Below are 25,455 nucleotides of genomic sequence, written 5' to 3' on the forward strand. Positions count from 1 at the left end.
TCCTTTCCTCTCTTCTTCGTGGAGCGCATCGACCCGGTCCGGTCAGTCGGCCGGCCAGGCTCCGCCGAGCTGGCTGAGACGGGCGGCCGCCGTGATGGTGGCGTAGATGTAGTGGTGGGGCGCCTCCGGCATGACATCCATGGGCTTGAGCAGTAGCACCGCCCCCCAGATCGCACCGTCCCAGATGACGGGTGCGGCGACGGAGTTCCACTTCGCCATGCACTCCTGGTGCCCCAGCGCGTAGCCCTGGTCACGGATGTCGGCCAAGGAGGCGAGCAGCTCACCGCCGTCTTGGATGACACCGGGACCGGCTTCCTCGGGGACCGGATCGGCGGCTACCCGCTGCTGGATCTGCTCGGGCAGGTAGGCGAGGATCGTCCGGCCCGAGGCGCCGGTGCGCAGCGACCGTGTGACCGACAGGACGTCACGCGGCGTCATTCCGAGCTCGACGAGATCGGAGTCCCCCACCGCCATGTCGAGGCACTGCCTGCCCGCTATGCCGAACGGGGCCCGCATGTACAGGAAGACCAGACCGCTGTCGGTCGCCCGGCGCAGGCCTTGCAGCACGTGTGTGGCCTCGCTGCCGGAGAGCTTGTCCTCGGACAGTGCGTGGAGCCCCAGGTCGGCGACCGTGCTGCCGAGTTGGTACAGGCCGCGGTCGATCCGGACGAAGGTGCTGTTGTAGGTTCCGGCGGTGAGCATGCGGCCGGTGGTGGAGTCGTCGAGATCCGCGGCTTTGGCGATCTCGGACAGCCGGTGGGCGCCGGGGCCCAGCGTGATGAACGCCTGCTGCACCCGCATGAAGCGTTCGGCGTAGCTGGTCCCGGTTCCCCGCTGTCCACTCATCAGCCGTACCCCTTCACTGTGCCCGCGCGGCATGGCACAAGATTATTACTCGGAGGTATCGAGACTGAACTTGCCTGTCCCCGTTCGGCTGTTGAGCACGTGGTGCACCTTGGCCGCGTCGGCGAGGGGGTAGGTCCCGCCGGTGACGATCCGGAGCGTGCCGTTGCCGACGGCGTCGAAGAGCTGTCGCATGGACGCCGCCAGCGGGAGCGTCCGGTCGGTGTAGAGGTGCGGGAGCCAGAAGCCGGCGACGGTGACGGACTTCTGGAGCAGCTTGTGCACGGGGACGTCGGCGAGTTGCCCGCCGGCGAAGCCGTACACGACGAGCCTGCCGCGCGGGCCGACCGCGTCGAGGGTCTGCCTCAGTGTCCTGCCGCCGGTCATCTCCAACGCGGCGTGCACGGGGCCTCCGGCCGCCTCGAGGATCCGCTCCGTCAGGCCGTCCTCCTCGCAGGAGTCGACGGCCGCGTCCGCCCCGAGTTCCAGGGCCAGCCGGCGCTTCTCGCCCGTGCCGGCGAGGGCGACGACCCTGGCGCCCGCCCGGTGCGCCAGCTGAACGGCCAGCGAGCCGACGCCGCCGGCCGCGGCGGGGATGACGACCGTCTGTCCCTTGACGATCTGGGCGACGGTGAAGAGGAGGTGGTAGGCACTGTTCCCCTGGAGCGCCAGCGACACCGCCTGTTCGTCGGTGACCTCGTCGGGGATCTCCCATTGCAGTCTGCGGTGGGCGGCCACCTTCTGCGCGTAGCCGCCGCCCTGCGTCAGCGCCACGACGCGCCTGCCGTCCACGGTGGTACCGACGACCTCGTTGCCGGGGATGTAGGGCAGCTCGACCGGGGCGAGGTAGGTGTTTCCGCGGACATGGACGTCCGCGTAGTTGACACCCGCCAGCCTCACGTCGAGCAAGGTCTGTCCGCGCGCGGGCTCGGGGTCGGGAACCTCTTCCAGTCGCAAAACCTCAGGACCGCCGAATTCCCTCATGACAATGGCGCGCACAGTACTCCAATCGACGCGGGGCGGATGCGTACCACGACAGGCTAGGGCATCCACGCGACGTCCCCCACCTGGGCATCTGGCCTGTACAGCTTTCTCACGAGACGAGAAATGGCCGCCCATTTCTCACCCGGCGAGAAGATTTAATCTCGAACTTCTCGCGAGATGAGAAAGGGAATCCGCAGGTTGCATTTGCCCTTTCGGCAGAGACATAGTGATGCCCCTCGCTCTGCCAGCCACTTCCCGCAGACCAGGCCGCTACGGGGCGTCAGCCTCATGCAGGAGGCTGCTGTGCCCCTTCCCCCTTCTCCTCGACGTCGCTGCTCGCGAAGCCAGTCCGTCGCCACAGCACCTTCCGCGGTGCTTCCGGTGCCGTCTCCCTGCCGACGGCCCTCGGGCCGTGACGTGCCACCGTTACCGGAGGCAGCCGTGCCCGCGCCCGCGGTTCCGTCCGTCACGAGAGCGCCCGCCGACCCGGCCGCGACCGAGGCCGACTGGCCCGGGGCCGCGCGCATCTGGTCCTCGTAGACGGTCGACGCCCGGCCACACGACCGCCCATCACCCCCACGCATCGTCCTGGAGCCCGCTTCCATGGCCACCGCCTCCGCCGCACCCGTCGTCGCGCCCCCGTTCGATGCCTTCGCCGGAACCGTGGCGATCGTCGCCCCCTGTGGCAGCTCCGTCCTCGCGGAGGCCTGCGCGCGCCAGGGCCGGCGAACCGTGGCCGTCGAACCGGGCGCCGACCGCCGGCCCCCGACGCCCGTACCGGCACGCCGTGCAGGCGCCTGCACGGACTCCGTGGAGCATCGCGGATCCCTGCGGCAGACGGTCAAGGTGCTGCGGGGACTGGGCGTGACGGCCGTCGTCGCCGGAAGTGCGGCGGGCGTAGGACTGGCGGAACGGATCGCCTGGCACCTGGGTCTGCCCCAAGGCGATCCTGAGACGTCGCCGTTGCGCTACGACCGTGGCCTCCAGGCGGCCGCCCTGGCGCGAGCCGGCATACCGGCACCACGCGGCATCCGCAGCGCGCACCCGGCCGAGGCCCTGGCCTGGGCCGAGGCCTGCCGTCTGCCCGGCTGCCTGCCGGCCCCTGCTGCGGCCGAGGTCCCGGTCCAGCCGGTCGACCGCGACGGAACGAGGCGGATCGGCAACGCCTGGCCCGCCGTGGAACGAGCGGCCGCCCGGTACTCCGGTGACGCGCACCTGGTTCTCACCGAGCGGCTGCCCGCCCCGCAGTTCGTCGTCAACAGCGTCAGCCGCCCCGGTGCGGACGGGCGGACGGAGCATGTCGTCACCGACGTGTGGGCCGAGACGCGCTCCCGCGACCGGGCCGTGGTCCGTACCGACCTGCTGCTCCATCACGAACCGCTGACGCGGGTCCTGTCGGCGTACATGCGGCGCGTGCTCGACGCCCTGGGCGTGATGCGCGGTCCGGTCACCGCGCGCGTCGCCCACGATGACAGCCGGGGCCCACTCCTCGTCTCGGCGCTGGCGGTGCCGGGGATCTCGCTGGCCGACGAGGCACTGCGCGGGGCGACCGGCTACGACCGTCTGACGGACGTACTTGGCGTACTGGACGCCTGGGGCCCGCCTCTGCCCGCTCGGTCCGTTCCCGGCCCAGCCGGCCACCGGGTCGTCCGGTTCCACCTGCACCGACGCGGCGGCGACGCCGTCGATCCACACCTCGGGCGCATCGTGCGCCGACTGCCGACGGTGGACTCGGTCAGCGCGGACCTCCTGGGGCAGGCCCCGGTCACCGGTATGACCCAGTGCGCCGAGATCGTTCTCAGCGGCGACGATCCGGAGGCCGTCGAGGCGGACTGTCGCATCATCCGGGCGCTGGCACGCGGGAGCCTCCATGGCGGTGCGCGGCCGATGGTGGTTCACCCTTCGGCCGTCACTGCTCGGCCGCGAGGGCTTTGAGCGCGATGTTGAGTTCGAGGACGTTCACGCGGGGCTCGCCCATGAAGCCCAGCGTGCGGCCCTCGGTGTGGTCCTTGACGAGTTTCTCCACCTGGGCGACGGGCAGGCCGTTCCTCTCGGCGACCCGGTGCGTCTGGAGTTCGGCATAGGCCGGGGAGATGTCCGGGTCCAGGCCGGAGCCCGACGAGGTGACCGCGTCCGCGGGGACATCCGACCGCTCAACGGTGTAGCCGGGCACCGAGTTGTCCTTCACGACGGCGGCCTTGGCGTCCTCGACCTGCTTGACCAGGTCCTTGTTGTCGGCGGACAGGTTGGTGGCACCGGACAGCAGCAGCTTGTACCGCGTGTTGACGCTGTTGGCGCCGAGACCGTTCGCCGGGCGGCCCTGGAACCACTTCAGGTCGGGGTCCGGGGTCTTCTGGCCCTTCTTCAGCGGCAGGTTGTACTGCTGCCCTATCAGGGACGAGCCGACGACCTTGCCGTCCGCCTCGATCTGCGAGCCGTTCGCCCTGCCGGGGAACAGTCCCTGGGCGACGCCGGTGACGACCAGCGGGTAGACGACACCGGTCACCAGCGTCAGCACGAGCAGGGCGCGCAGGCCCGCTCCCAGCAACCGGGCGGTGTTCAGAAAGGAGTTGTTCATGTCCTTCACCATGCTTTTGAGGAGTTACAGCCCGGGGATGAGAGAGATGAGCAGGTCGATTATCTTGATGCCGACGAACGGGGCGATCAGACCGCCGATGCCGTAGATCCCGAGGTTGCGGCGCAGCATCCGGTCAGCGCTCATCGGCCGGTACCGCACGCCCTTCAGCGACAGCGGCACCAGCGCGATGATGATCAGCGCGTTGAACACGACGGCCGACAGGATCGCGGAGTCGGGCGAGGACAGCTGCATGATGTTCAGCTTGTCCAGGCCCGGGTAGACCGCCGCGAACAGCGCCGGGATGATCGCGAAGTACTTCGCGACGTCGTTGGCGATGGAGAACGTGGTCAACGCGCCGCGCGTGATGAGGAGTTGCTTGCCGATCTCGACGATCTCGATGAGCTTGGTCGGGTCGGAGTCGAGGTCGACCATGTTGCCGGCCTCCTTGGCGGCCGACGTACCGGTGTTCATCGCCACGCCGACGTCCGCCTGGGCGAGCGCGGGTGCGTCGTTGGTGCCGTCACCGGTCATCGCCACGAGCTTGCCGCCGGCCTGCTCCCGTTTGATGAGGGCCATCTTGTCCTCGGGGGTGGCCTCGGCGAGGAAGTCGTCGACGCCCGCCTCCTCGGCGATCGCCTTGGCGGTCAGCGGGTTGTCTCCCGTGATCATGACCGTCCTGATGCCCATGTGCCGCAGTTCCTCGAACCGCTCCCGCATGCCGTCCTTGACGACGTCCTTGAGGTGGATGACACCCAGGATCCGGGCGCCGTCGGCGTCCTCGACGGCGACGAGGAGCGGGGTGCCGCCCGCCTCGGAGATGCGGGCGGCGAGCCGGTCCGCGTCCTCGGCGACCCTGCCGCCCCGCTCCTTGACCCAGGCGATGACGGAGCCGGCCGCGCCCTTGCGGATCCTCCTGCCGTCGACGTCCACACCCGACATACGGGTCTGGGCGGTGAAGGCGATCCACTCGGCGTGGGCCAGCTCGCCCTGGTGGCGTTCGCGCAGCCCGTACTCGTCCTTCGCCAGTACGACGACGGAACGGCCCTCGGGGGTCTCGTCGGCCAGCGAGGACAGCTGGGCGGCGTCGGCGACCTCAGCCTCGGTGGTGCCGTGCACCGCCAGGAACTCGGCGGCCCGGCGGTTGCCGAGCGTGATGGTGCCGGTCTTGTCGAGCAGCAGCGTGGAGACGTCGCCGGCGGCTTCCACGGCCCGGCCGGACATGGCCAGGACGTTGCGCTGGACCAGACGGTCCATGCCCGCGATGCCGATCGCGGAGAGCAGGGCGCCGATGGTGGTCGGGATCAGGCAGACCAGCAGGGCCACCAGCACGACCATCGTCAGGTGCGTGCCCGCGTAGTCGGCGAACGGCGGCAGCGTGGCGCAGGCCAGCAGGAACACGATGGTCAGGGACGCAAGCAGGATGTTCAGGGCGATCTCGTTCGGCGTCTTCTGCCGGGCGGCGCCCTCGACCAGGTTGATCATCCGGTCGATGAAGGTCTCGCCTGGCCTTGTGGTGATCTTGATGACGATCCGGTCGGACAGCACCTTGGTACCCCCGGTCACCGCGGACCGGTCACCGCCGGACTCGCGGATGACGGGGGCGGACTCGCCGGTGATCGCCGACTCGTCGACGCTGGCCACGCCCTCGACGACGTCACCGTCGCCGGGGATGACGTCACCGGCCTCGCAGACCACCAGGTCACCGATCCTCAGCCCGGTGCCGGGCACGTGTTCCTCGCCGTCGCCCCCGAGCCGGCGGGCGACCGTGTCGGTCTTGGCCTTGCGCAGGGTGTCGGCCTGCGCCTTGCCGCGGCCCTCGGCGACCGCCTCCGCCAGGTTGGCGAAGACCACGGTCAGCCACAGCCAGGCGCTGATCGCCCAGCCGAACCAGTCACCCGGGTCCTTGAAGGAGAACACGGTGGTCAGCACCGAGCCGATCCACACCACGAACATCACGGGGGACTTCACCATCACCCGCGGATCGAGCTTGCGAAAGGCGTCCGGGAGCGACTCGACGAGCTGCCTGGGGTCGAACAGGCCCGCGCCGACACGTCCCTCGGCGGGCCTGTGACCGGTGGGGACGCCGCTGTGCGGCGCCCGGGTCGGGGTGGCTGTGGACATCGGGTCCTCTTGCTTCTTCGTGTCAGCGGTCATCACGCCAGCCCCTCGGCGAGCGGGCCCAGTGCGAGGGCGGGGAAGTAGGTGAGACCGGTGATGATCAGGATCGCGCCCACCAGCAGACCGGTGAACAGCGGCTTCTCGGTGCGCAGGGTGCCCGCGGTGACCGGCACCGGCTTCTGCTCGGCGAGCGAGCCGGCCAGTGCCAGGACGAACACCATGGGCAGGAAGCGGCCGAGCAGCATCGCGAGTCCGGTCATGGTGTTGTACCAGTCGGTGTTGGCGTTCAGGCCGGCGAAGGCGGAGCCGTTGTTGTTCGACGCCGACGTGAAGGCGTACAGCACCTCGGAGAAGCCGTGCGCACCGGGGTTGAGCATCGAGTGCGGCGGCGTGGGCAGCGCCATCGAGGCCGCGGTGAACACCAGCACCAGGGCGGGGGTGATCAGGATGTAGCAGGCGGCGAGCTTCATCTCGCGGCCGCCGATCTTCTTGCCCAGGTACTCGGGCGTACGGCCGACCATCAGGCCCGCGATGAACACCGCTATCACCGCCATGATCAGGATGCCGTACAGGCCGGAGCCCGTGCCACCGGGCGCGATCTCGCCCAGCATCATGCCGAGCATGGTGATGCCGCCGCCGAGGCCGGTGAAGGAGGAGTGGAAGGAATCCACCGCGCCGGTCGAGGTCAGGGTCGTGGAGACCGCGAAGATCGACGAGGAGCCGACTCCAAAACGGACCTCCTTGCCCTCCAGGGCCCCGTCGGCCGCCTGGAGCGCCGCGCCGTGGTGGGCGAACTCGGTCCACATCATCAGGGCCACGAAGCCCAGCCAGATGGTGAACATCGTGGCGAGGATGGCGTAGCCCTGCTTCACGTTGCCGACCATCACTCCGAACGTGCGGGTCAGCGAGAACGGGATCACCAGCAGCAGGAAGATCTCGAAGAGGTTCGTGAACGGGGTCGGGTTCTCGAACGGGTGGGCGGAGTTGGCGTTGAAGTAGCCGCCGCCGTTCGTCCCGAACTCCTTGATGGCCTCCTGGGAGGCGACCGCGCCGCCGTTCCACTGCTGCGGCCCGCCCATGCCGTGCCCATTGAAAAACTGGCCGACCTCATGGATGCCGGAGAAGTTCTGGATGGCGCCGCAGGCGACGAGCACGACGGCGGCGATCGCCGCGCCGGGCACCAGGATGCGGACGGTGCCGCGTACCAGGTCGGACCAGAAGTTGCCCAGTTGACCGGTGCGCGAGCGGGCGAAGCCGCGCACCAGCGCCACGGCGACGGCCATGCCGACGGCCGCGGAGACGAAGTTCTGCACGGCCAGACCGGCGCTCTGCACGACGTGGCCCATGCTCTGCTCGCCGTAGTACGACTGCCAGTTGGTGTTGGTCACGAACGACACGGCCGTGTTGAACGACTGCGCCGGGTTGACCGAGTCGAAGCCGAGCGAGCCGGGCAGGGCGCCCTGGAGCCGCTGGAGCAGGTAGAGGAAGAGGACGCCGACCACCGAGAAGGCGAGGACACCGCGCAGGTACGCGAGCCAGGTCATCTCCGTCTCGGGGTTGGCACCGATGCCCTTGTAGATCCACCTCTCGACGCGCAGGTGCTTCTTCGAGGAGTAGACCCCGGCCATGTAGGTGCCGAGCGGAATGTAGGCGAGCGCCAGTGCGCCCATGAGCGCGAGCAGCTGGAGCACGCCGGCCAGTACGGGACCCATGGTCGTTCTCAGAACCTCTCCGGGAAGATCAGGGCGAGGACGAGATAGCCCAGCAGGGCGACGGCCACGACCAGGCCGACGACGTTTTCGACGGTCACAGCTTCGTCACCCCCTTGGCGACGAGGGCCACCAGCGCGAAACCCGCGAGCGTGATGACGACGAAGGCCAGATCGGCCATCGCGAACTCCTGGAGTGAGGTGCGGTCGGATCGGACGATTAGAGGAAACCTCCTGGCCGGCCGGATCCGGTCCCTCGTTGACGGCTCTCTTACGGCGGCCCCCACGGCTTTGACGGGACCCATACGCTCACAGCGGCCGGGCCACGGCCGATCCCCCAGGCTGGTTGTCTTCCCGCCCCGGCCGGGGCAACGATCGGGCGGGTTCGCCAGTCGTAGGGAGTGACACACATCGGCAAGGCCTGTCATCCCTGGGAGGATTCATGAGCCGCTTCGCCGCCGCGCATGTCATACGGCGCAAGCCCGTCGGTCGCGCCACAAGCCGCGGTGTCGTGGTGGGGGCCGTCGCCGTTCTGCTGGCGGGGGCCGGCGCCTCGGCCGAGGCCGCGCCCGAGGCCGGCGACCCGGTGGTCAGCGGTGCCACCGTCAACGCCGGACATGACGTCATCGTAGGTACAACGCGCAACGTGCGGTTCACGGTCACGGTCACCGGATCGGATGACTCCGGTCTGTCCTTCGCCGATGTCGATCTGAAGGGGCCGCACGGCGGTTTCTACACCACCGATGCGTTCTGCGAGACCGCGGCGGCGTGCACGACGGGGTTCACCGTCAACGCTCACCCTGCTCCGGGCAGCGACGACCCGGTGGACCTGGCCAACGCCAACGCGGGAACATGGTCGGTCGACGCCTTGGTCGACGCCAACGACGGCGGTTCCGTCTTTGCCCCCGGCGTGGGTTCGTTCGGGCTCAAGCGTGCCGCGCGGCTCACCGTCGACGCCTCACCGGAACCGGTGGCCAAGGGTGCGCGTATCACCGTCACCGGCAAGCTCGTGCGGGCCAACTGGGACACCTACCGGTATGCGGGATTCGCGGGCCGAGCCGTGAAACTGCAGTTCCGCCCGAAGGACAGCCGCACCTACACCACGGTGGCCACGGTGAACACCAGCGGCACCGGCACCCTTCGCACCACGGTCAAGGCGGTCAAGGACGGCTACTGGCGGTGGAACTTCCCCGGCACCAGCACCACCGGCCCGGCGAAGGCCACCGGCGACTACGTCGATGTGCGTCCCTGATCCGGCAAGGGCCCGAAAGAGGGGTGACCCCGAGCCGGGGCCGCCCCTCCACCGTGTGTCGGCCGCGTGGGCCTCAGTCGAGGTCGCGCACCCTGATCGTGTGGATGCCGCGGCCGTGCGTGGCCGCGTACAGGGTCGTGCCGTCGGGGCTGAGCTTCAGTTGCAGCACGGCGACGGCCGGAAGGGAGCCGACGCGCTGCCACTTCGTGCGGCCCGGCGCGCGGTAGACGACACCGAGGTCGGTGGCGAGGGCGAGGCCGCCGTCAGCCGTGACCACCGCGGAGTTGGTGGGCACGTCGGGAAGGTTCGCGGAGATGTCCTTCCAGGTGGTGCCGCCGTCACGGGACTCGAAGACGTGGCCGACGCCCGCACCGGGCCCTTCGGTCCAGTGCCGGGAGAAGCCGTTGACCGCGAGGTACACGTGGTCGGCGTTGCCGGGGTCGACGGCGAACCCGCTGAGGTAGCGGTTGGGTACGGTCCCGTCCGCCGGCAGGTTGATGTCGTGCCAGCCGGTGCCGTCCGCGTTGCCGACGGAGATGCCGCGGGCGAAGCCCTGGTTGTTGCAGGGGCCGCACCAGGCCGCGTAGACCTTGCCGCCCGAGGCGGCGACAGCGGTGGCGGTGCGGCCGGCCCCCAGGTCGTACACGCTCTTCCAGTCCGAGCCGCTGCGGATGGCGTAGCCCTGGGTCTGCACCCAGATGTGGCGGCCGCCCGCGATCCAGGTCGAGCTGTTCTTCAGGTCCGTCGCGAGCGGGGCGATGAAGCGGGCCTCGCTGGTGGCGTTGTCGGCCGGCGCGACGTTGTACGAGGTGGCCTTGCCGGGGTCGGTGGTCCAGGAGCCGTCGTTGACGGCGCAGTTCTGGGTGACCTGGACGGCGAGGTACACGTACTCCTCGGCGATGTCACAGCCGTTGGCGGGGTCGGTGAGGGTGTCGCCGCCGTCGCCGCCGAAGTCGGAGCCCATCACCTTGTCGTTGCTGCGCAGGACGGACTGCCCGTTGTCCTGGAGACCGCCGGTGACGGAGACACCGCCGTGGTCCAGGTCCTTGCCGATGCCCACCGAGTAGTACTGCAAGGTGTCGATGGTGCCGTCGTTGAGGGACGTCCAGTCGGTGGCGTGCCCGGAGGTGTCCTGGGCACCGTCGACCGGGCGCTTGTAGGCACCGCCGTCGTTGCCGACATACACGTAGCTCTTGCCGTGGTAGCGGCCGATCGCGACGCCGTGCTGGTCGGAGTGCGTCGTCTGGTTGCAACTCCCGGTCTGCCGGGCCGGGTCGATGCTCCAGCAGGAGAACGGGAAGTTCCAGTACGGGCCCACGGTCGACCAGGTGCTGCCGCCGTCCTTGGACTCGTAGACCTCTTCCAGACCGGCGTAGACGTGCTTGGGGTCGGCCGGGTCGACGGTGAGGAACTGGTTGTACCAGGCCTGCACGCCCGGCATGTAGCCGGCGGTGGTCAGCGCCGAGCCGTCGGCGGCCAGCTGCTTGTAGTCGGCGATCTTCGTCCAGGGGCCGAACGGCGAGGCGGCGCTGTAGATGCCTGCCAGTCCGCTGTCCGGGTTGGAGGCCATCTGCTCGGGCGACTGGTCGATGGCGTAGTAGCGCGAGCCGTCGGCGGAGCGGGCGAAGGTGACCGTGCCGACGTTGTCGGCGTCGGTCGGCAGGTCACCGAAGCCGCTGGTGATCCGCTGCCAGCTGCCGCCGGACCTGGTGTAGAAGCCGTTGTAGTCGTCGCCGCTGCGCCAGCCGACCGCGAGGACCACCTTGGAGGGGTCCTTGGGGTCGACGGCTATGTCGTTGGTGATGTTCTTGTACGCGGCGGCGGCGTCGGTCGCCTTCGAACCGCCCGGCAGATAGTCGGGGTTGGGGGCGAACTCCAGCTTCCAGGCGCCGCTCAGTTTCTTCGTGGAGTGACTCCACACGCCTTCGCCGGTCGCCGCCCACACCTTGCCGCCGCCGAAGCGGAGCTGCCGGATGGTGGTGCTCTCCAGCTCGTCACCGCCGACCCGGCTGCGTGTGGAGAAGGTGCCGTGGTGCGGGTCGGACAGCACGTACACGCCGCTGCCGAGGTACGCGTCGGCGTTGGTGTTCGCCTCGCCGGTGCCCAGCCACAGCCGGCCGGCGCCGTCGAGGGCGAGGGCACCGGTGGACTGGGAGGGCAGCCGGTCGCTGACGGGCTGCCAGTGGCCGCCGCCGGTGCGCGAGCGCCACACCCCGCCGCCCGCGCTGCCCGCGTACACATAGCCGTCGTCGTCGGCGGCCATCGCGGCCATCCGTCCGGTGACGTTGCCCGAGCCGCCGCTTGAGTTGGAGTCGACGTCGCGGTAGCGCGGGTCGTCCGAGTCGTACGGCAGTCCGGTGATGTGCCGCCAACTGCCCTTGGTGCCGGGCAGCTTGGTCAGACCACGCCAGGCCGCGCCGTACGCGCCCGGCGCGACGATCCCGGGCGAGGTACGCGCTTCGGCGTACTGGTCCGCACCCTCGGCTATCTCGTCGGCCTCGTTGCCGTCGTCGCCGTCCTCCGCCTTGACCTTGGGCGAGACGGCGCCCACCGAGTGCTCGCGCTCGGCGGCGAGCCGGGCGAGTGCACGAGCGCCGAAGGGGCTGCCGTGGCCACCAGGGGCGGCGCTCGCGGGTATCGCGACGAGTCCGGCGGATGCGGCGATGGCGCAGGTCGTGAGCCATCGTCTCTTACGGGTTGGTGCTGACACCAGAGCCTCCAAACGGGCAGTGATACGGCCGTCGCAGGAGACCCGATCACTCACGGGAGGAGACTTCCGACGTTTGGTCAATCTTTGACCAGAACCTGTCATTGCGGCAGGAGGGGAGAAGGGCCGCGAGACCCCGGTGCCGGACGGCTCGGCACAAGGACCGAAGAGCCTGCTGTGGATCGCACTGATCGGCCTCGCCGCGTGGGCCTCCGGCGAGATCGACGCGGACGCTTGCACGGAGGCTCGCGAACGCCTCGCCGCCCACCGGCCAAGGCCCAGGTGACGAGGCGGCAGGGCAGCCACTCGTCAGTGCACGTCCGGTGTGTGTGCCCTACCCCCGGGGGATACCTGTTCGGGTTACGGAACCCGTGCGGCGAAGGGTGCGGAAACGATGCACGCGATCGGACACGCCCTGTCCATTGCCGGATCGATGACCTGGGAGATCACCTGGGCGCTGATCCTCGGCTTCCTCCTGTCCGCCGTCGTGCAGGCCGTGGTCCGCCGGGAGACGGTCGTACGGCTGCTCGGGGACGACCGGCCACGCACGCTGGCGCTGTCGACGGGGTTCGGCGCGGCCTCGTCCTCATGCTCCTACGCCGCCGTCGCCCTGGCCCGCTCGCTGTTCCGCAAGGGCGCGGACTTCACCGCGGCCATGGCCTTCGAGATCGCGTCGACCAACCTGGTCGTCGAACTGGGCGTGATCCTCGCCTTGCTGATGGGCTGGCAGTTCACCGCCGCGGAGTTCGTCGGTGGGCCCGTCATGATCGTCGTACTCGCCGTGCTGTTCCGTGTGTTCCTCCGTGAGCGGTTGCTGCACCGGGCACGGGAACAGGCCGAGCGCGGGCTGGCGGGGTCCATGGAGGGGCATGCGGCGATGGACATGTCGGTGCGGGGCGCGGGCGGCTTCACCCGTCGCCTGCTGTCCCGCGACGGCTTCACCTCGGTGTCGCACATCTTCGTCATGGAGTGGGTGGCGATCCTGCGCGATCTGGTGGCCGGCCTGCTGATCGCGGGCGCGATCGCCGCATGGGTGCCCGCCGACTTCTGGCGCGGCTTCTTCCTCGACGGCCACCCCCTCGCGGCGAAGCTGGTCGGGCCGCTCGTCGGGCCGCTGGTGGCCATCGCGACGTTCGTGTGCTCCATCGGCAATGTGCCGCTCGCGGTGGTGCTGTGGAAGAGCGGCATCAGTTTCGGCGGGGTGATCGCCTTCATCTACGCCGACCTGCTGATCCTGCCGATCCTCAACATCTACCGGAAGTACTACGGAGCCCGGATGGCCGCGTTCCTCGCGGTCACCTTCTACGCCGCCATGGTGATCGCCGGATACGTCGTGGAATTCCTCTTCGGCAGCCTGGGCCTCGTCCCCGACCAGGCCGACGCGAGGATTCCCGAGGAGGGTGTGAGCTGGAACTACACGACCTGGCTCAACATCGCCTTCCTGCTGCTGGCCGCCGTCCTGGTCGTGCGCTTCCTGCGCACCGGAGGTCCGGCGATGCTGCGGATGATGGGCGGCTCACCCTGAGACGGCATTGCCTTCGCCACCATTCATTGCAACGCCTCATTGCATTCAGTGGCAGCGTCATTGCATCAATTTACCGCCACTCACCTGGCATGACGGCCTTTAGTGCGTTGACGCAATCCTGAACGCAACGTAGCGTTCGAGCATCCTTCAACACGCAATGTCGCGAAACGAGGAATGCTGTGAGCGAGTCCCTCCACACCGTCACAACGCTGCCGACGGCACGCCGGTCCGGCTGCCCCTTCGACCCGCCGGCCGAGCTGCTCGACGCACGCCGGCACGGCCCCATCAGCCGCTACACCCACCCCGGCGGAAAGCCAGGCTGGCTGATCACCGGATACGACCTGGTCAGGTCGGTCCTGGCCGATTCGCGGTTCAGCTCGCGGAAGGAACTCCTGAACGTCGGCGACTTCGAGGTTCCTCCGGCGCCGCCCGGCGAGTTCCTCCTGATGGACGAACCGCAGCACGGGCGCTATCGCAAGCCGCTGGTAGGCAGGTTCACGGTCCGGCGGATGCGGCTTCTCACCGAGCGCATCGAGCAGATCACCGCCGACTGCCTGGACGCGATGGAGAAGGCCGGGCCGCCGACGGACCTGGTGACCGCGTTCGCCAAGCCCATCCCCACCATCGTCATCTGTGAGCTGCTGGGGGTGCCGTACGAGGACCGGGGCTCCTTCCAGGAGCAGATCGACACGTTCATGGGCGGGGAGACGAGCGACGAGGAGCTGCTGGCGGCCTACACCGCGACCCAGGAGTACCTCGCGGACCTGGTGGCCGCCAAGCGCGCGAACCCCACCGACGACGTGCTCAGTGAACTCACCGACAGCGATCTGACCGATGAGGAGCTGAAGGGGATCAGCCTGATCCTGCTGGCCGCCGGATTCGACACCACCGCGAACATGCTGTCCCTGGGCACCTTCGCGCTGCTCCAGCACCCGGCGCAACTGGCCGCACTGCGCGCCGACCCCGCGCTCACCGACAGGGCCGTGGAGGAGTTGCTGCGGTATCTGAGCGTCGCCAAGACGTTCATGAGGACGGCCCTCGAGGACGTCGAGCTGGGCGGCCGGACCATCGAGGCCGGCACGACGGTCGTCCTGTCGTACAACACCGCCAACCGTGACCCCGAACGCTTCGCCGACCCGCACGTGCTCGACCTCCGGCGGCAGGACGTGAGCGGGCACCTGGCCTTCAGCCACGGCATCCACCAGTGCCTGGGCCAGCAGCTGGCCCGCGTCGAGATGCGGGTCGCGTTCCGCGCGCTGGTCGACCGGTTCCCCACACTGCGCCTCGCCGTAGCGGCGGAAGAAGTCGGCCTGCGCCCGGAGGCCGCGGACATCTACGGCGTGAAGAGCCTGCCGGTCACCTGGGACAAGGAGCGGTCATGACGACGACGCGTCCGCTCGTCGACCGTGAGCGTTGCATCGGCGCCGGGATGTGCGCCCTGACCGCCCCCGAAGTCTTCGACCAGGATCCCGACGACGGCCGGGTGCTCCTGCTGAACGCCGAACCGCCCCTCGCACATCGCGCGGCCGCACGGATGGCCGCCGGGGTCTGCCCCTCCGGGGCGATCACCCTCAACGAGCCGGAACCCGGCGGCTCCTGACGCCGGGGCGGCCGCACCGCGACCGAGAAGCGCACGACGAAGGAGGTTCTCCATGCAAACATTTGATCTGATCGTAAGAAAGTCATTAAGGTCTGCTCGAACCCCCGCTCAGGTGATCACTCAGAAGGAGTGACCGTGGCGTCACATCGTCGACCCAAGCAGCCCAGCCGCACACGTGTGACCGTGCTGACCACCGCGGCTGCCGCCGCCGTCGCGCTCAGCGCGAACGCCGCCAACGCCGCGCCGAGCGCGAAGCCGAGCAAGAGCGAGGTCAAGGCGAAGGTCGACAAGCTCTACGAGGAGGCGGAGCAGGCCACCGAGAAGTACAACGGGGCCAAGGAGAAGCAGGGGAAGCTCCAGAAGGAGATCTTCACCATCCAGGACAACGTCGCCCGCGGCCAGGAGGACCTCAACAAGCTGCGCGACGGCCTGGGTTCGATGGCCACCGCCCAGTACCGCTCCGGCGGCATCGACCCCTCGGTCCAGCTGCTGCTGTCCTCCGACCCGGACGACTACCTCGACAAGGCCTCCACGCTCGACCAGTTGAGCAGCCAGCAGGTCGAGGCCCTGAAGAAGATCCAGGACAAACAGCGCGAACTCGCCCAGGAGCGCGCCGAGGCGACCGAGAAGCTCAAGGACCTCGCCTCCACCCGCACCGAGCTGGGCAAGAAGAAGAAGGAAGTCCAGGGCAAGCTCGCCGAGGCGCAGAAGCTCCTCAACTCCCTGACGGCCAAGGAGAAGGCGGATCTCGCCGCCCAGCAGGAGCGCGCCAGCCGCTCCTCCACCGAGCGGGTGAACCTCGGCGACACCCCGACCGCCTCCGGCCGTGCCGCCGCCGCCTTCGCCGCCGCCAAGAGCAAGATCGGCACGCCCTACGTCTACGGCGCCACCGGCCCGTCCTCCTACGACTGCTCGGGCCTGACCTCGTGGGCCTACGCCCAGGCCGGCGTCTCCATCCCGCGCACCTCCGAGGCGCAGACGGGTATCGGCACCCGCCTCACGCGGAGCCAGCTCCAGGTGGGCGACCTGGTCTTCTTCTTCAACGACCTGCACCACGTCGGCCTGTACGCGGGCAACGGCCAGATCCTCCACGCCCCTCGCACCGGCACGGTCGTACGGTACGAGTCGATGGACACCATCGGCGGCCCGTTCATGTTCGGTGTCCGCGTCTGACCCGCACCTCTGCTCAACTGCGGTTACGGACGCGCCCTGGGGAAAACCCCCCAAGGCCGGTGGGGCCGGCCTCGGATGCGTACGGTGGCTGGCAGGCTTCTTCGGGCAGGAGGGCCGTCTCCAGAATTCTCGGCATGACGATCCCTCCCGATACCTCCGTCGCACCTGGTCGCTCCGCCGTCGACCCGGGCACGTCGCGCACCGGCACCGGCAGCGACTTCGCCAGACTGTCCCAACGGATCGCCGAGGCCGGCCTGTTGGAGCGGCGCCCCGGCTACTACACGGTGCGGCTCGGTCTCGTGATCGGGCTGTTCGCCGTCGGCTGGGGAGCCTTCTTCGCGCTCGGCGACACCTGGTGGCAACTGGCCGTGGCCGCCTTTCTCGCCGTGGTGTTCGGGCAGGTCGCCCTGGTGGCGCACGACCTGGCCCACCGGCAGGTCTTCCGGCGTCGCCGGCACAGCGAGATCGGAGGACGGCTCTTCGGGAATCTCGGTATCGGCATGAGCTACGGGTGGTGGATGAACAAGCACACCCGCCACCACGCCCATCCCAACCATGAGGAACTGGACCCCGATGTCGCCCCGGACATCCTGGTGTGGTCCACCGAACAGGCCCGCGCGAGCCGGGGCGTGGCCCGCCTCATCGGGGGGCACCAGGCCCTGCTGTTCTTCCCGTTGCTGACCCTGGAAGGGTTCAACCTGCACGTCTCGAGTCTGCGGGCGCTGCGCTCACCCTTCATGAAGAACCGCCTGCTGGAGGGCGCTCTGCTCCTGCTGCACATCGCCGCTCTTCTCTCCGCCCTGTTCCTGGTGCTCTCGCCGGGCAAGGCGGTGGCGTTCCTCGTCGTCAACCAGTGCCTGTTCGGCGTCTACCTGGGCTGCACCTTCGCTCCCAACCACAAGGGCATGCCCACGCTCACCGGTGACCAGCAACTCGACTTCCTGCGGCGGCAGGTGCTGACGTCACGCAACGTGCGCGGCGGCCGGCTCACCGACGTGATGCTGGGCGGGCTCAACTACCAGATCGAGCACCACCTGTTCCCTGGCATGCCCACGGTCCATCTGCGTCGGGCCCAGGTCATCGTGCGGCAGTACTGCGCCGAGATCGGGGTGCCGTACCACGAGACCGGACTGATCCGGTCCTACCGCGAGGCCCTGACGCACATGCACCGCGTGGGAGAGCCGATCAGGCAGCGGCGCAGGGCGTGATCAGCGAGGGGAACGTGCCTCGGCAGCAGCACGAGGCGACGAGGCACGTTCAGCCCATGGGTCTTCAGCTGGCCGGGGACGAGGTCCGGCGCGGCAGCTTCCAGTTCGGTCGCGGGAAGTGGCAGGTGTAGCCGTTCGGGTAGCGTTCCAGATAGTCCTGGTGCTCGGGCTCGGCCTCCCAGAAGTCGCCCACGGGCGCCACCTCGGTGACCACCTTGCCCGGCCACAGGCCGCTGGCCTCGACGTCCCCGATGGTGTCCAGGGCGACGCGGTGCTGTTCCTCGTCGGTGTAGAAGATGGCCGACCGGTAGCTGCGCCCGATGTCGTTGCCCTGGCGGTCCCTCGTCGTCGGGTCGTGGATCTGGAAGAAGAACTCCAGGATGTCGCGGTAGCTCGTGGCCATGGGGTCGAAGAGGATCTCGATGGCCTCCGCGTGGTCGCCATGGTTGCGGTACGTGGCGTTCGGCGTGTCGCCGCCGCTGTACCCGACGCGGGTGGACACCACGCCCGGCTGCTTGCGGATCAGGTCCTGCATGCCCCAGAAGCAACCGCCCGCCAGCACGGCCCGCTCGGTCTGCGATGTCATCGGTTGCTCCCTCACGTTCGAGCCGCTGTCCGGCGCGTTCGTTGACGTACGGTTCTCACGTTCATCCAGCTTATTACCACCGGCGGGTGATCATCGAGCCGCGAGCCGTTCACGGGCCCGGGCGCGCGCCCGGGCAGCGGCGCCGAACCGTCCGCTCACCGGGAGGCGGATCACCCGCCGGCGGACGCTCTGCGCTGCGCCTGCTCGAACTCGTCCAGCGGGTCGCCGCCCGCCTGCCAGGGCCAAGGGGTGACGACGCCGCCGAGTGCCTCGAAGGCCGCACGGGCTTCGTGGCGCCGGTCGGCGGCCATCAGCGCGTAGGCGAGGATGTTGAGGTCCGCGAGGGCACTGGCGTGACGGAGCAGTCCCGGCTGCACCCAGGTGTGGGCCACGCGGTCGAGGGCCTGGGTGGCCGCCGTCTGGGACCAGTGGTTCCGCGCCACCAGCGCTTCGAAGCCTCCCCGGCCGAGGACGGACTGGTACTGGAACACCTGGGCGGTGAGTTCCGTCCCCACGCAGGGCACGTTCGCGGGCATGCGTGCGCGCAGGGCGTCCACGAACTCCAGAACCTGGATGCGCGACCCCGCTTCCTCCGGAGTGAGATAGCCGAGCATGTTCTGGTAGGCCTCGCGGTTCCAGCGGTCGCGCACGAGAACCTCGTTCCACACTCCGAACACCTGCGGCTGCTGCCAGCGCTCCAAACGGGCCGCTCCCAGGGCGACCACCCACGGGGTGGGGTCCTCCGGAGCGAGCTCGGCGGCCCGGAAACAGCTGTCGATCACACCGGCCGCGTCCTCCAGGCTCCCCTGGGAGCGGCCGCGGGCCAGCTCGCTCCATGCGTACAGCACGAGCGCGTCCCCGTTGCGCGGCTCTCGCTTGGCCCAGGAGCGCGGCAGATGCGATCCGGCCAGGAAGTCCGCCAGGACGCCGATGCGGTGCGCCCGCCGGTCCCAGTCGCCCGGATCCCGCTCCAGCAGACGGGAGATCTGCGCCACGCACAAGTCCGTCGTCGCGATCGTTCCCGACCTGGTGGTCGCCCGCAGAGACTTCAACAGCTTGCCCAGGTCCCGGTCGTCGAGTTCCGGGGCAAGGCGGGATCTTCTGCGGCGACTTGAGAGAATGGCCATGACGGGAAGCTAAACGGGACGAGGAATCACACAAGACCCGAGCCGACATCGTTATGGATTACACGTCTCAGCTGGGGTTACTCGCTCGTATGCCGATACAGACGCACATGGATTCCCCCGAAGCACCACTCCTCGCGGCTGCCGAAAACCTGGTTGTGCCGCCGATTCCCGTCGTGGACGATCTCGGACCGTGACAACGAACAGCGGCCAAGGACACCCCGCCCCCGGTCAGGCCCACCCGTCGGCGCGGCCGCTCGCCCTGGTCACCGGGGTGGGGCGCACCATCGGTATCGGCGCGGGTGTCGCGCGCCGGCTGTCCGCCTCCGGCTGGGACGTCGCCTTCACCTACTGGACCCCCTACGACGAGCGCATGGCCTGGGGCCGCGAGCCCGGCGCGACCAGGGCGATCATCGATGCCCTCGCGGAGAACGGTGCCGCCACCACGGCCGTCGAGGCGGACCTCGCCGACCCGGACACTCCGGCCCGTGTCTTCGACGAGGTCGAACGCGGTCTGGGCAGCGTCACCGCCCTGGTGATGTGCCACTGCGAGTCGGTCGACTCCGGCCTGCTCGACACCACTGTCGAAAGCTTCGACCGGCACTTCGCGGTCAACGCCCGCGCCACCTGGCTGCTGATCCGCGAGTACGGCCGGCGCTTCGCCGCCGCCCCGGGCAGCGGCCGGATCATCGCGCTCACCAGCGACCACACCGTCGGCAACCTCCCCTACGGCGCGAGCAAGGGCGCCCTGGACCGCATCACCCTGGCCGCCGCGCACGAGTTCGCTCACCTCGGCGTCACCGCCAACGTCATCAACCCGGGTCCGGTGGACACCGGTTGGATGACGGAGGAAGACCGCGCATCGGTGCTGCGCCAGACGCCGCTCGGCCGTCTCGGCACCCCGCAGGACACGGCCCACCTCGTTGATTTCCTCTGCTCACCGCAGGGTCAGTGGATCAACGGGCAACTCCTCATGAGCAACGGCGGATTGGCCTAGTTCCGCGTGCGCATGAGGCGTCGCAGAGCCGGAGCGGGCGGGCTCTGATCACCTCCGGGCGGCTTCACGGCACGTAGGCTCAGGAACATGGTCGAGCATCGAATGGTCGACGTGAACGGCGTTCGGCTGCACATCGCCGAGCAGGGCGACGGCCCCCTGGTGGTGCTCCTGCACGGCTTCCCCGAGTCATGGCACTCCTGGCACCACCAGTTCGGCCCACTCGCGGACGCGGGCTTCCGGGTGGTCGCCCCCGACCAGCGTGGATACGGGCGCAGCGACCACCCCGAGGACGTGGACGCCTACACCATCCTCCACCTGGTCGGCGATGTCGTCGGGCTGATCCAGGCCCTGGGCGAGGAGAAGGCGTACGTCGTCGGGCACGACTGGGGCGCGCCGGTCGCGTGGCACACCGCTCTGCTACGACCGGACCTGGTGCTCGGCGTGGCCGGCCTGAGTGTGCCGCCGCCTTTCCGGGGGACACAGCCTCCGCTGGCCGCCATGGACAAGAGGTTCGGCGGCCGCTTCTACTGGAACTACTTCAACCGCCCCGGCGTCGCCGATGCCGAGTTCGCCGAGGACACCCGCACCGCGCTGCGCAAGTTCTTCTACTCGGCCTCCGGCGACGCGGCTCACGCCGGCGCGGTCAAGCAGCCGCTGGTCCACCCCGGGCAGGGGTGGCTCGCGAGCATGCCGGACCCCGAGGTACTTCCGGAGTGGCTCACCGAGGACGACCTCGACGCACTCACCGAGAGCTTCTCCCAGGGCTTCACCGGGGCCCTCAACTGGTACCGCAACCTCGACCGCAACTGGGAACTCACCGCTCCGTGGCACGGCGCGGTCGTCACCCGCCCCGCCCTGTACGTCTACGGCGACCGCGACCCCGTCCCCGCCTTCCCCGGCACACCCGAACTCATCGAGAAACTCCCCGACCTCATGCCCAGCCTCCGGCGCGGGCCGCTCGAACTTCCGGGCTGCGGACACTGGACCCAGCAGGAACGCCCGAACGAAGTGAACGCGGCCCTCATCGAATTCCTCAGGGCCTGTACCTGAGCCTGGGTGCTCAAACCAGTTCGCGTTGCGGTTCCGGCTCCGGTTGCCCCGCTGGCGCGGCCGTCAGTTCCCAGCGTTTGGTGGTGCGTATGTAGCCGTGGACCACTGAGGTCATCGCCAGAACGAGAAGCGGTCCGAAAAGCCACGGATGTCCGGCCATCTCCGTCGGCAGACAGCGGTACGACACCAGGAGCGCGGCGAACACCGTCGTACCGTGGGCGACCAATTGGTTTCCCGCCCGGTCCCAGCCCCGCTCGTGCGAGCGCAGAGCCGCCTCGATCGTGAGCGTGAACACCGCGCCGGCCACGAGGTCCGCGCCGTAGTGGAGGCCGAAGCCCAGCGTCGCGCCCAGCGTGGCGACCAGCCAGAACGCGCCCGCGTAGCGCAGTACGCGCGGGCCCCTGCGGGAGTGGATGAAGATCGCGGTGGCCCACGCCGTGTGCAGGCTGGGCATGCAGTTGCGCGGGGTGATCTCGTCGAACGACATCGGGTGCGGGTTGTTGACCGGCGGCGGCGTGTCGGGCCACAGGTCGGCCACCGCCCAGTGGCCGCCGTCGGTGCCGTAGGCGAAGACCGGTCCGACCACCGGGAAGATCATGTAGATGGCCGGCCCGAGCAGGCCGATCGCCAGAAAGGTGCGCACCAGGTGATGTCGCGGGAAGCGGCGCTCTGCCGCCACGTTGCGCAGTTGGTAGAGGGCGACGACGACCGCGGCCACCGGCAGCTGGGTGTAGACGTAGTCGAGGAGATGGGCGCCGACCGGGCCGCTGGCCGTGACGAGCCGGCCCACCACCCACGACGGGTTGCCCAGCGCGTGATCGGCGGTCGCCACGTACTGGTCGAGCACCACCGGGCGGGTCCTCGACGTGATGAGCAGCCAGGTGTCACCGGTCTTGCGGCCGGCCACCAGCAGCAGGCCCAGCCCGACACCCTTCAGCAGCAGCATCCGTTCCTGGCCGGTGCGCCGTGTGACCGCGATGACCGCGCAGCCCAGAATCACCCACAGCGCGCCGTTGCCGAAGGGGTGGCCGCCGGTCAACTTGGCACCGACCGCCAACCGCACCAGCAAGAAGACGATGTCGATGCCGATCGCGGCACCAGCCGCGATGTACCGTTGCCGCGGGGTGAGCACCACCATCATCAAGCCCAGACTGGCGTACAACAGGAAGCCTGACTTGGGGAGGAATATCACCTCCCGCGCCTGGCTGGCGATCGGCCCGGGCAGGCCGTAGCGACGTGCGGCGATCTCCAGCGCGATGAGGAATCCGAGGATGGCCACACCTGCCGTGGTCCACAGCATCGCCCGTGGTTGACGCCACGCGACCGACGCACTCCTGCGGTTTTCCCGCGAAAACACCCGCGATGCTATAGATCTCAATTCTTTGGCCGATTTGTTAGATGTTGGCTGAATAAGTCACTTGCCGTGCTGGATGGCGCGTTTCTCCAGTGCAGGACGGACATTGGGGGCCGATCGTCGTGAGTTCGAACATGCTAGCGGAGCGGTGCGGGTGAACTCCTCTGGGTTACCGCGAAACCGTGTGTCTGCCCGTCCCGCGCATCCCTGGGCCACGCGGGACGGACACCACGAAACGCACTACTTACTGATGGCGAAACGCATCAAGGCGTGCTCGTCGCCCTGCTTGATCTTCCCGGTCACGTTGATCACTTCCAACTTCCATGCTGCGCCCACGCGCATGGCCTTGGCCACGGCGCAGCCGTTGTCCTGGGTGAGCAGGCTGGGCCAGATGTCGGCAACCTGCTGGGAGCTTCCGCCGGTCGCGTCGTACACCTTGAAGCTGATGTTGCGCGCCTTCTGGAAGGAACTGCCCTTCTTGAAGGCAGCAGCGACGAACACGATTGACGTGATGTTGCCCGGTATCCGCGCGAACTCCACGGTCACCGTCTCGTCGTCTCCGTCCCCGCGTCCGGTCTGGTTGTCGCCGCTGTGCACGAGCGAGCCGTTGCCCATGGGGTCGAGGGAGTCCAGACCTGCCAGGCGCACCGGGTCCGCACCTTGCATGGCGATGGCGATCAGGTCCAGGTCGGTGCCGGTCTTGCGGCGGAGCGCGCCCATGATGCCGCCGCTGGCACCCCCGGTGGGGTCCCAGGACACACCGATCGACAGATGGGTCACTCCGTCCAGATCCGCGGGGCCGTCTTCCTTGGTGAGCGTGATCATGCGTGGTTCATCCTTGGTGAAGGGACTGCGACAGGGAAAGTGTGCCGGTAGCTTCTGCTGCTCCACCCAACGGGCCGGAGTCTGCACGCCTTACCTCCGTCGGCGTCACGCGGCGGTCCACGATGCCGCCACCGGCTCGGCAAGCTGTTCCACGGACCCGCACCTGGATGACTTGGCCAGCCCAAGCCACCACACCGCTCCGATAGCATGTTCGAGCTTGCGATGACTGCCGTCGTCGCTTTTCGCCTATGGAACCCATATCGAATCGGCCGAACGATTGATGTCTAGAGCGTCGCGGGTGTTTTCGTCAACAAACGGCAGAGTTGCGTCGGTCGCGCGGCGTCAACGCCGAGCCCTACTGTGGGCCACAGCGGGTGCGGCCGCTCTGGGATTCCTCATCGCACTGGAGATGGCCGCACGCCACTACGGTCAACCGGGGCCGATCACCAACCAGGTCAAAGGTCTGATATGCGCCCCGAAACCGGGGCCGCTGTACGGCGGTATGGCGTTGATGATGGTGGTGCTCACCTGGCGCCAACGGTTCATCGCGGCTGGTGTCGCCATCGGGATCGACGTCGTCTTCGCGTCGATGCGATGGGCCTTCGACGCCAAGGCGATCGACGGGCATTTCTTCGGCAACGGCGCGTTGTGGGTGATGTTGGGCTGTGCGGTCATCGCCGTCGCGCGCCGCACCGGCGCCGAACGCACACTGTTACTGAAGGGCGTCGGGCTGGGCCTGCTGCTGGTGGCCGGCCGCAAGACCGGTGACACCTGGCTGCTCATCACCTCGAAGACCCGCCCGGCGGTGCTCGACCAGTACGTCGCCACCGCCGATCACGCGCTGGGCAACCCATCGTGGCTGATGGGCCGGGTTGTCAAGGCCACCGGCCCGATCGGCCCCCACGTTCTCCACCTGGTCTACGCCCAGCTTGCGGTGGCCGCGGTCGTCGTCGCGCTGTACCAGCTGCGTGACGTGGCGGTCGAGCGCCGCTTCCCGAGCCATCATCTGGTGCGCACCTTCCTGGCGATCGGCCTCCTCGGCCCGGCCATCTACATGATCTTCCCGGTGGTCGGACCGGTCTTCGCCTACGGCCCGGGCGCCTCCGGCACCGGCGGCGTGCACTGGGCGGCGGCCAATCTCTGGCCGGACACGCCTCCGCCGACCTACACACCGCACCCGATGCCATACGACGAGATCACCCCGCGCAACTGCATGCCCAGCCTGCACACGGCGTGGGCCACCGCGATCTTCATCCACTCCCGCAGCGCCCCACGGATTCTGCGGATCGCGGGCACGTTCTGGCTGATCGCCACGCTCGGCGCGACGCTGGGATTCGGCTACCACTACGGCGCGGATCTCGTCGCCGGCGTGGTGTTCGCGCTCACGATCGAGGCAGCGATGCGCTCGCACGCACGCGGCTGGGACCGGCCAGGAATCCAACTGGTCATCCACGGCGCGACGGTCTTCGCCGCGCTCTTGGTGTCGTACCGCTATCTGCCGATGGAAATGGCCAGGCATCCGTGGGTGTTCGGGCCACTTCTCATTCTTGCGATGGCCTCCGTGGTTTACGGCTACGTACGGACCACCAAAGAGTGGGAACCGGCGGCCGCACCACCGCGGCAATCGAAACCGCAACTCGAACCAGTCTGAGAGACGTATGCGTTGACGGTTGCCCCCGACAGACGGAGCCGGACGGCTAGTTCTGTGGAGGGATCAGGTGGACGGCCGCGACCAGGCTTCGGCATGAGGATTCATGCGGAATCCGGAGCGGACGAGGACCTGATCCACCAAACGTCCCGAACTCCTCGTCCCGGCCTATGTA

22 protein-coding genes are annotated in these 25,455 nt (G+C 68.9%); 10 read left to right on the top strand and 12 right to left on the bottom strand.

The genetic code is table 11. The annotated features are described in order from the left end of the window. Positions 1-42 precede the first annotated feature (42 nt). Entirely contained in the window at positions 43-846 is an 804-nt protein-coding gene (locus ACFY01_RS05205; RefSeq protein ID WP_390734284.1) for an IclR family transcriptional regulator C-terminal domain-containing protein, read from the bottom strand. A gap of 45 nt (positions 847-891) precedes the next feature. Then, positions 892-1,827 (bottom strand): zinc-binding alcohol dehydrogenase family protein, encoded by a 936-nt coding sequence (locus tag ACFY01_RS05210; RefSeq protein WP_390734285.1) that lies wholly within the window; start codon positions 1,825-1,827, stop codon positions 892-894. Positions 1,828-2,430: 603 nt separating this feature from the next. Here ACFY01_RS05210 and ACFY01_RS05215 point away from each other — a divergent pair. Continuing rightward, complete coding sequence (locus ACFY01_RS05215) at positions 2,431-3,762, top strand: hypothetical protein (protein WP_390734286.1); 1,332 nt, start codon at positions 2,431-2,433, stop codon at positions 3,760-3,762. Here the strand turns inward: ACFY01_RS05215 and ACFY01_RS05220 are convergent. The 5 genes from ACFY01_RS05220 to ACFY01_RS05240 are packed head-to-tail and all read right to left on the bottom strand — an operon-like array spanning position 3,737 to position 8,536. Continuing rightward, positions 3,737-4,405 carry a potassium-transporting ATPase subunit C gene (locus ACFY01_RS05220; protein WP_390734287.1) on the bottom strand — a complete coding sequence of 223 codons (669 nt, stop codon included), beginning with the start codon at positions 4,403-4,405 and terminating at the stop codon, positions 3,737-3,739. The genes ACFY01_RS05215 and ACFY01_RS05220 overlap by 26 nt on opposite strands. 24 nt (positions 4,406-4,429) lie before the next feature. Then, positions 4,430-6,526: a potassium-transporting ATPase subunit KdpB gene (gene kdpB / locus ACFY01_RS05225; protein WP_390734662.1), complete on the bottom strand. Its 2,097-nt coding sequence runs from the start codon at positions 6,524-6,526 to the stop codon at positions 4,430-4,432. A 32-nt stretch (positions 6,527-6,558) separates the two neighbouring features. After that, positions 6,559-8,235: a potassium-transporting ATPase subunit KdpA gene (kdpA, locus tag ACFY01_RS05230; protein WP_390734288.1), complete on the bottom strand. Its 1,677-nt coding sequence runs from the start codon at positions 8,233-8,235 to the stop codon at positions 6,559-6,561. An 8-nt stretch (positions 8,236-8,243) separates the two neighbouring features. Then, a complete protein-coding gene (gene kdpF / locus ACFY01_RS05235; protein ID WP_037770757.1) occupies positions 8,244-8,333 on the bottom strand; it encodes a K(+)-transporting ATPase subunit F in 90 nt (29 codons plus the stop codon). Beyond that, on the bottom strand, positions 8,330-8,536 hold the full coding sequence (locus ACFY01_RS05240) for a hypothetical protein (protein WP_390734289.1): 207 nt from the start codon (positions 8,534-8,536) through the stop codon (positions 8,330-8,332). Before ACFY01_RS05240 ends, kdpF begins: the two co-directional genes overlap by 4 nt. A gap of 137 nt (positions 8,537-8,673) precedes the next feature. Between ACFY01_RS05240 and ACFY01_RS05245 the strand changes: the two genes are divergently transcribed. Next, positions 8,674-9,483, top strand: coding sequence for a calcium-binding protein (locus ACFY01_RS05245; protein ID WP_390734290.1), 810 nt, complete (start codon positions 8,674-8,676; stop codon positions 9,481-9,483). Positions 9,484-9,556: 73 nt separating this feature from the next. Here the strand turns inward: ACFY01_RS05245 and ACFY01_RS05250 are convergent, their stop codons facing one another. Beyond that, the gene (locus ACFY01_RS05250; protein WP_390734291.1) at positions 9,557-12,193 is read right to left on the bottom strand and encodes a glycosyl hydrolase; all 2,637 of its coding nucleotides are present in this window, start codon (positions 12,191-12,193) and stop codon (positions 9,557-9,559) included. A 391-nt stretch (positions 12,194-12,584) separates the two neighbouring features. Between ACFY01_RS05250 and ACFY01_RS05255 the strand changes: the two genes are divergently transcribed. The 5 genes from ACFY01_RS05255 to ACFY01_RS05275 all read left to right on the top strand — a co-directional run bounded on the left by ACFY01_RS05255 (position 12,585) and on the right by ACFY01_RS05275 (position 17,696). Further along, a complete protein-coding gene (locus ACFY01_RS05255; RefSeq protein WP_390734292.1) occupies positions 12,585-13,715 on the top strand; it encodes a permease in 1,131 nt (376 codons plus the stop codon). A 179-nt stretch (positions 13,716-13,894) separates the two neighbouring features. Continuing rightward, complete coding sequence (locus ACFY01_RS05260) at positions 13,895-15,097, top strand: cytochrome P450 (RefSeq protein WP_390734293.1); 1,203 nt, start codon at positions 13,895-13,897, stop codon at positions 15,095-15,097. After that, positions 15,094-15,315 (top strand): ferredoxin, encoded by a 222-nt coding sequence (locus tag ACFY01_RS05265; RefSeq protein ID WP_390734294.1) that lies wholly within the window; start codon positions 15,094-15,096, stop codon positions 15,313-15,315. Before ACFY01_RS05260 ends, ACFY01_RS05265 begins: the two co-directional genes overlap by 4 nt. A 135-nt stretch (positions 15,316-15,450) precedes the next feature. Beyond that, on the top strand, positions 15,451-16,488 hold the full coding sequence (locus tag ACFY01_RS05270) for an NlpC/P60 family protein (RefSeq protein WP_390734295.1): 1,038 nt from the start codon (positions 15,451-15,453) through the stop codon (positions 16,486-16,488). 134 nt (positions 16,489-16,622) lie between these two features. Continuing rightward, positions 16,623-17,696 (top strand): fatty acid desaturase family protein, encoded by a 1,074-nt coding sequence (locus tag ACFY01_RS05275; protein ID WP_390734296.1) that lies wholly within the window; start codon positions 16,623-16,625, stop codon positions 17,694-17,696. A gap of 64 nt (positions 17,697-17,760) precedes the next feature. Here ACFY01_RS05275 and msrA read toward each other — a convergent pair whose 3' ends face one another. Beyond that, positions 17,761-18,282, bottom strand: coding sequence for a peptide-methionine (S)-S-oxide reductase MsrA (gene msrA / locus ACFY01_RS05280; RefSeq protein ID WP_390734297.1), 522 nt, complete (start codon positions 18,280-18,282; stop codon positions 17,761-17,763). Between the two features lie 170 nt (positions 18,283-18,452). Continuing rightward, entirely contained in the window at positions 18,453-19,409 is a 957-nt protein-coding gene (locus tag ACFY01_RS05285; RefSeq protein WP_390734298.1) for a hypothetical protein, read from the bottom strand. Between the two features lie 190 nt (positions 19,410-19,599). On the opposite strand from ACFY01_RS05285, the gene ACFY01_RS05290 reads away from it, so the two are divergent. Further along, positions 19,600-20,403 carry an SDR family oxidoreductase gene (locus ACFY01_RS05290; RefSeq protein ID WP_390734299.1) on the top strand — a complete coding sequence of 268 codons (804 nt, stop codon included), beginning with the start codon at positions 19,600-19,602 and terminating at the stop codon, positions 20,401-20,403. Between the two features lie 102 nt (positions 20,404-20,505). After that, the gene (locus ACFY01_RS05295) at positions 20,506-21,453 is read left to right on the top strand and encodes an alpha/beta fold hydrolase (protein WP_390734663.1); all 948 of its coding nucleotides are present in this window, start codon (positions 20,506-20,508) and stop codon (positions 21,451-21,453) included. A 10-nt stretch (positions 21,454-21,463) separates the two neighbouring features. Here the strand turns inward: ACFY01_RS05295 and ACFY01_RS05300 are convergent, their stop codons facing one another. Together ACFY01_RS05300 and ACFY01_RS05305 are read right to left on the bottom strand one after the other, a co-directional pair. Next, positions 21,464-22,753 carry a phosphatase PAP2 family protein gene (locus tag ACFY01_RS05300; RefSeq protein ID WP_390734300.1) on the bottom strand — a complete coding sequence of 430 codons (1,290 nt, stop codon included), beginning with the start codon at positions 22,751-22,753 and terminating at the stop codon, positions 21,464-21,466. 294 nt (positions 22,754-23,047) lie between these two features. Further along, entirely contained in the window at positions 23,048-23,632 is a 585-nt protein-coding gene (locus tag ACFY01_RS05305) for a TerD family protein (protein WP_390734664.1), read from the bottom strand. A 409-nt stretch (positions 23,633-24,041) separates the two neighbouring features. Between ACFY01_RS05305 and ACFY01_RS05310 the strand changes: the two genes are divergently transcribed. Beyond that, on the top strand, positions 24,042-25,283 hold the full coding sequence (locus tag ACFY01_RS05310; protein ID WP_390734301.1) for a phosphatase PAP2 family protein: 1,242 nt from the start codon (positions 24,042-24,044) through the stop codon (positions 25,281-25,283). Positions 25,284-25,455 lie beyond the last annotated feature (172 nt).

This window comes from Streptomyces sp. NPDC001480, from assembly GCF_042894725.1.
Classification (GTDB): domain Bacteria; phylum Actinomycetota; class Actinomycetes; order Streptomycetales; family Streptomycetaceae; genus Streptomyces.

Bases quoted from the DNA above. Each gene is read 5' to 3' on its own strand.
- ACFY01_RS05205 (WP_390734284.1), bottom strand. From the start codon at position 846: ATGAGTGGACAGCGGGGAACCGGGACCAGCTACGCCGAACGCTTCATG.
- ACFY01_RS05210 (WP_390734285.1), bottom strand. From the start codon at position 1,827: ATGAGGGAATTCGGCGGTCCTGAGGTTTTGCGACTGGAAGAGGTTCCC.
- ACFY01_RS05215 (WP_390734286.1), top strand. From the start codon at position 2,431: ATGGCCACCGCCTCCGCCGCACCCGTCGTCGCGCCCCCGTTCGATGCC.
- ACFY01_RS05220 (WP_390734287.1), bottom strand. From the start codon at position 4,405: ATGAACAACTCCTTTCTGAACACCGCCCGGTTGCTGGGAGCGGGCCTG.
- kdpB (WP_390734662.1), bottom strand. From the start codon at position 6,526: ATGTCCACAGCCACCCCGACCCGGGCGCCGCACAGCGGCGTCCCCACC.
- kdpA (WP_390734288.1), bottom strand. From the start codon at position 8,235: ATGGGTCCCGTACTGGCCGGCGTGCTCCAGCTGCTCGCGCTCATGGGC.
- ACFY01_RS05240 (WP_390734289.1), bottom strand. From the start codon at position 8,536: ATGGGTCCCGTCAAAGCCGTGGGGGCCGCCGTAAGAGAGCCGTCAACG.
- ACFY01_RS05245 (WP_390734290.1), top strand. From the start codon at position 8,674: ATGAGCCGCTTCGCCGCCGCGCATGTCATACGGCGCAAGCCCGTCGGT.
- ACFY01_RS05255 (WP_390734292.1), top strand. From the start codon at position 12,585: ATGCACGCGATCGGACACGCCCTGTCCATTGCCGGATCGATGACCTGG.
- ACFY01_RS05265 (WP_390734294.1), top strand. From the start codon at position 15,094: ATGACGACGACGCGTCCGCTCGTCGACCGTGAGCGTTGCATCGGCGCC.
- ACFY01_RS05275 (WP_390734296.1), top strand. From the start codon at position 16,623: ATGACGATCCCTCCCGATACCTCCGTCGCACCTGGTCGCTCCGCCGTC.
- msrA (WP_390734297.1), bottom strand. From the start codon at position 18,282: ATGACATCGCAGACCGAGCGGGCCGTGCTGGCGGGCGGTTGCTTCTGG.
- ACFY01_RS05285 (WP_390734298.1), bottom strand. From the start codon at position 19,409: ATGGCCATTCTCTCAAGTCGCCGCAGAAGATCCCGCCTTGCCCCGGAA.
- ACFY01_RS05295 (WP_390734663.1), top strand. From the start codon at position 20,506: ATGGTCGACGTGAACGGCGTTCGGCTGCACATCGCCGAGCAGGGCGAC.
- ACFY01_RS05300 (WP_390734300.1), bottom strand. From the start codon at position 22,753: ATGCTGTGGACCACGGCAGGTGTGGCCATCCTCGGATTCCTCATCGCG.
- ACFY01_RS05305 (WP_390734664.1), bottom strand. From the start codon at position 23,632: ATGATCACGCTCACCAAGGAAGACGGCCCCGCGGATCTGGACGGAGTG.
- ACFY01_RS05310 (WP_390734301.1), top strand. From the start codon at position 24,042: ATGGCCGCACGCCACTACGGTCAACCGGGGCCGATCACCAACCAGGTC.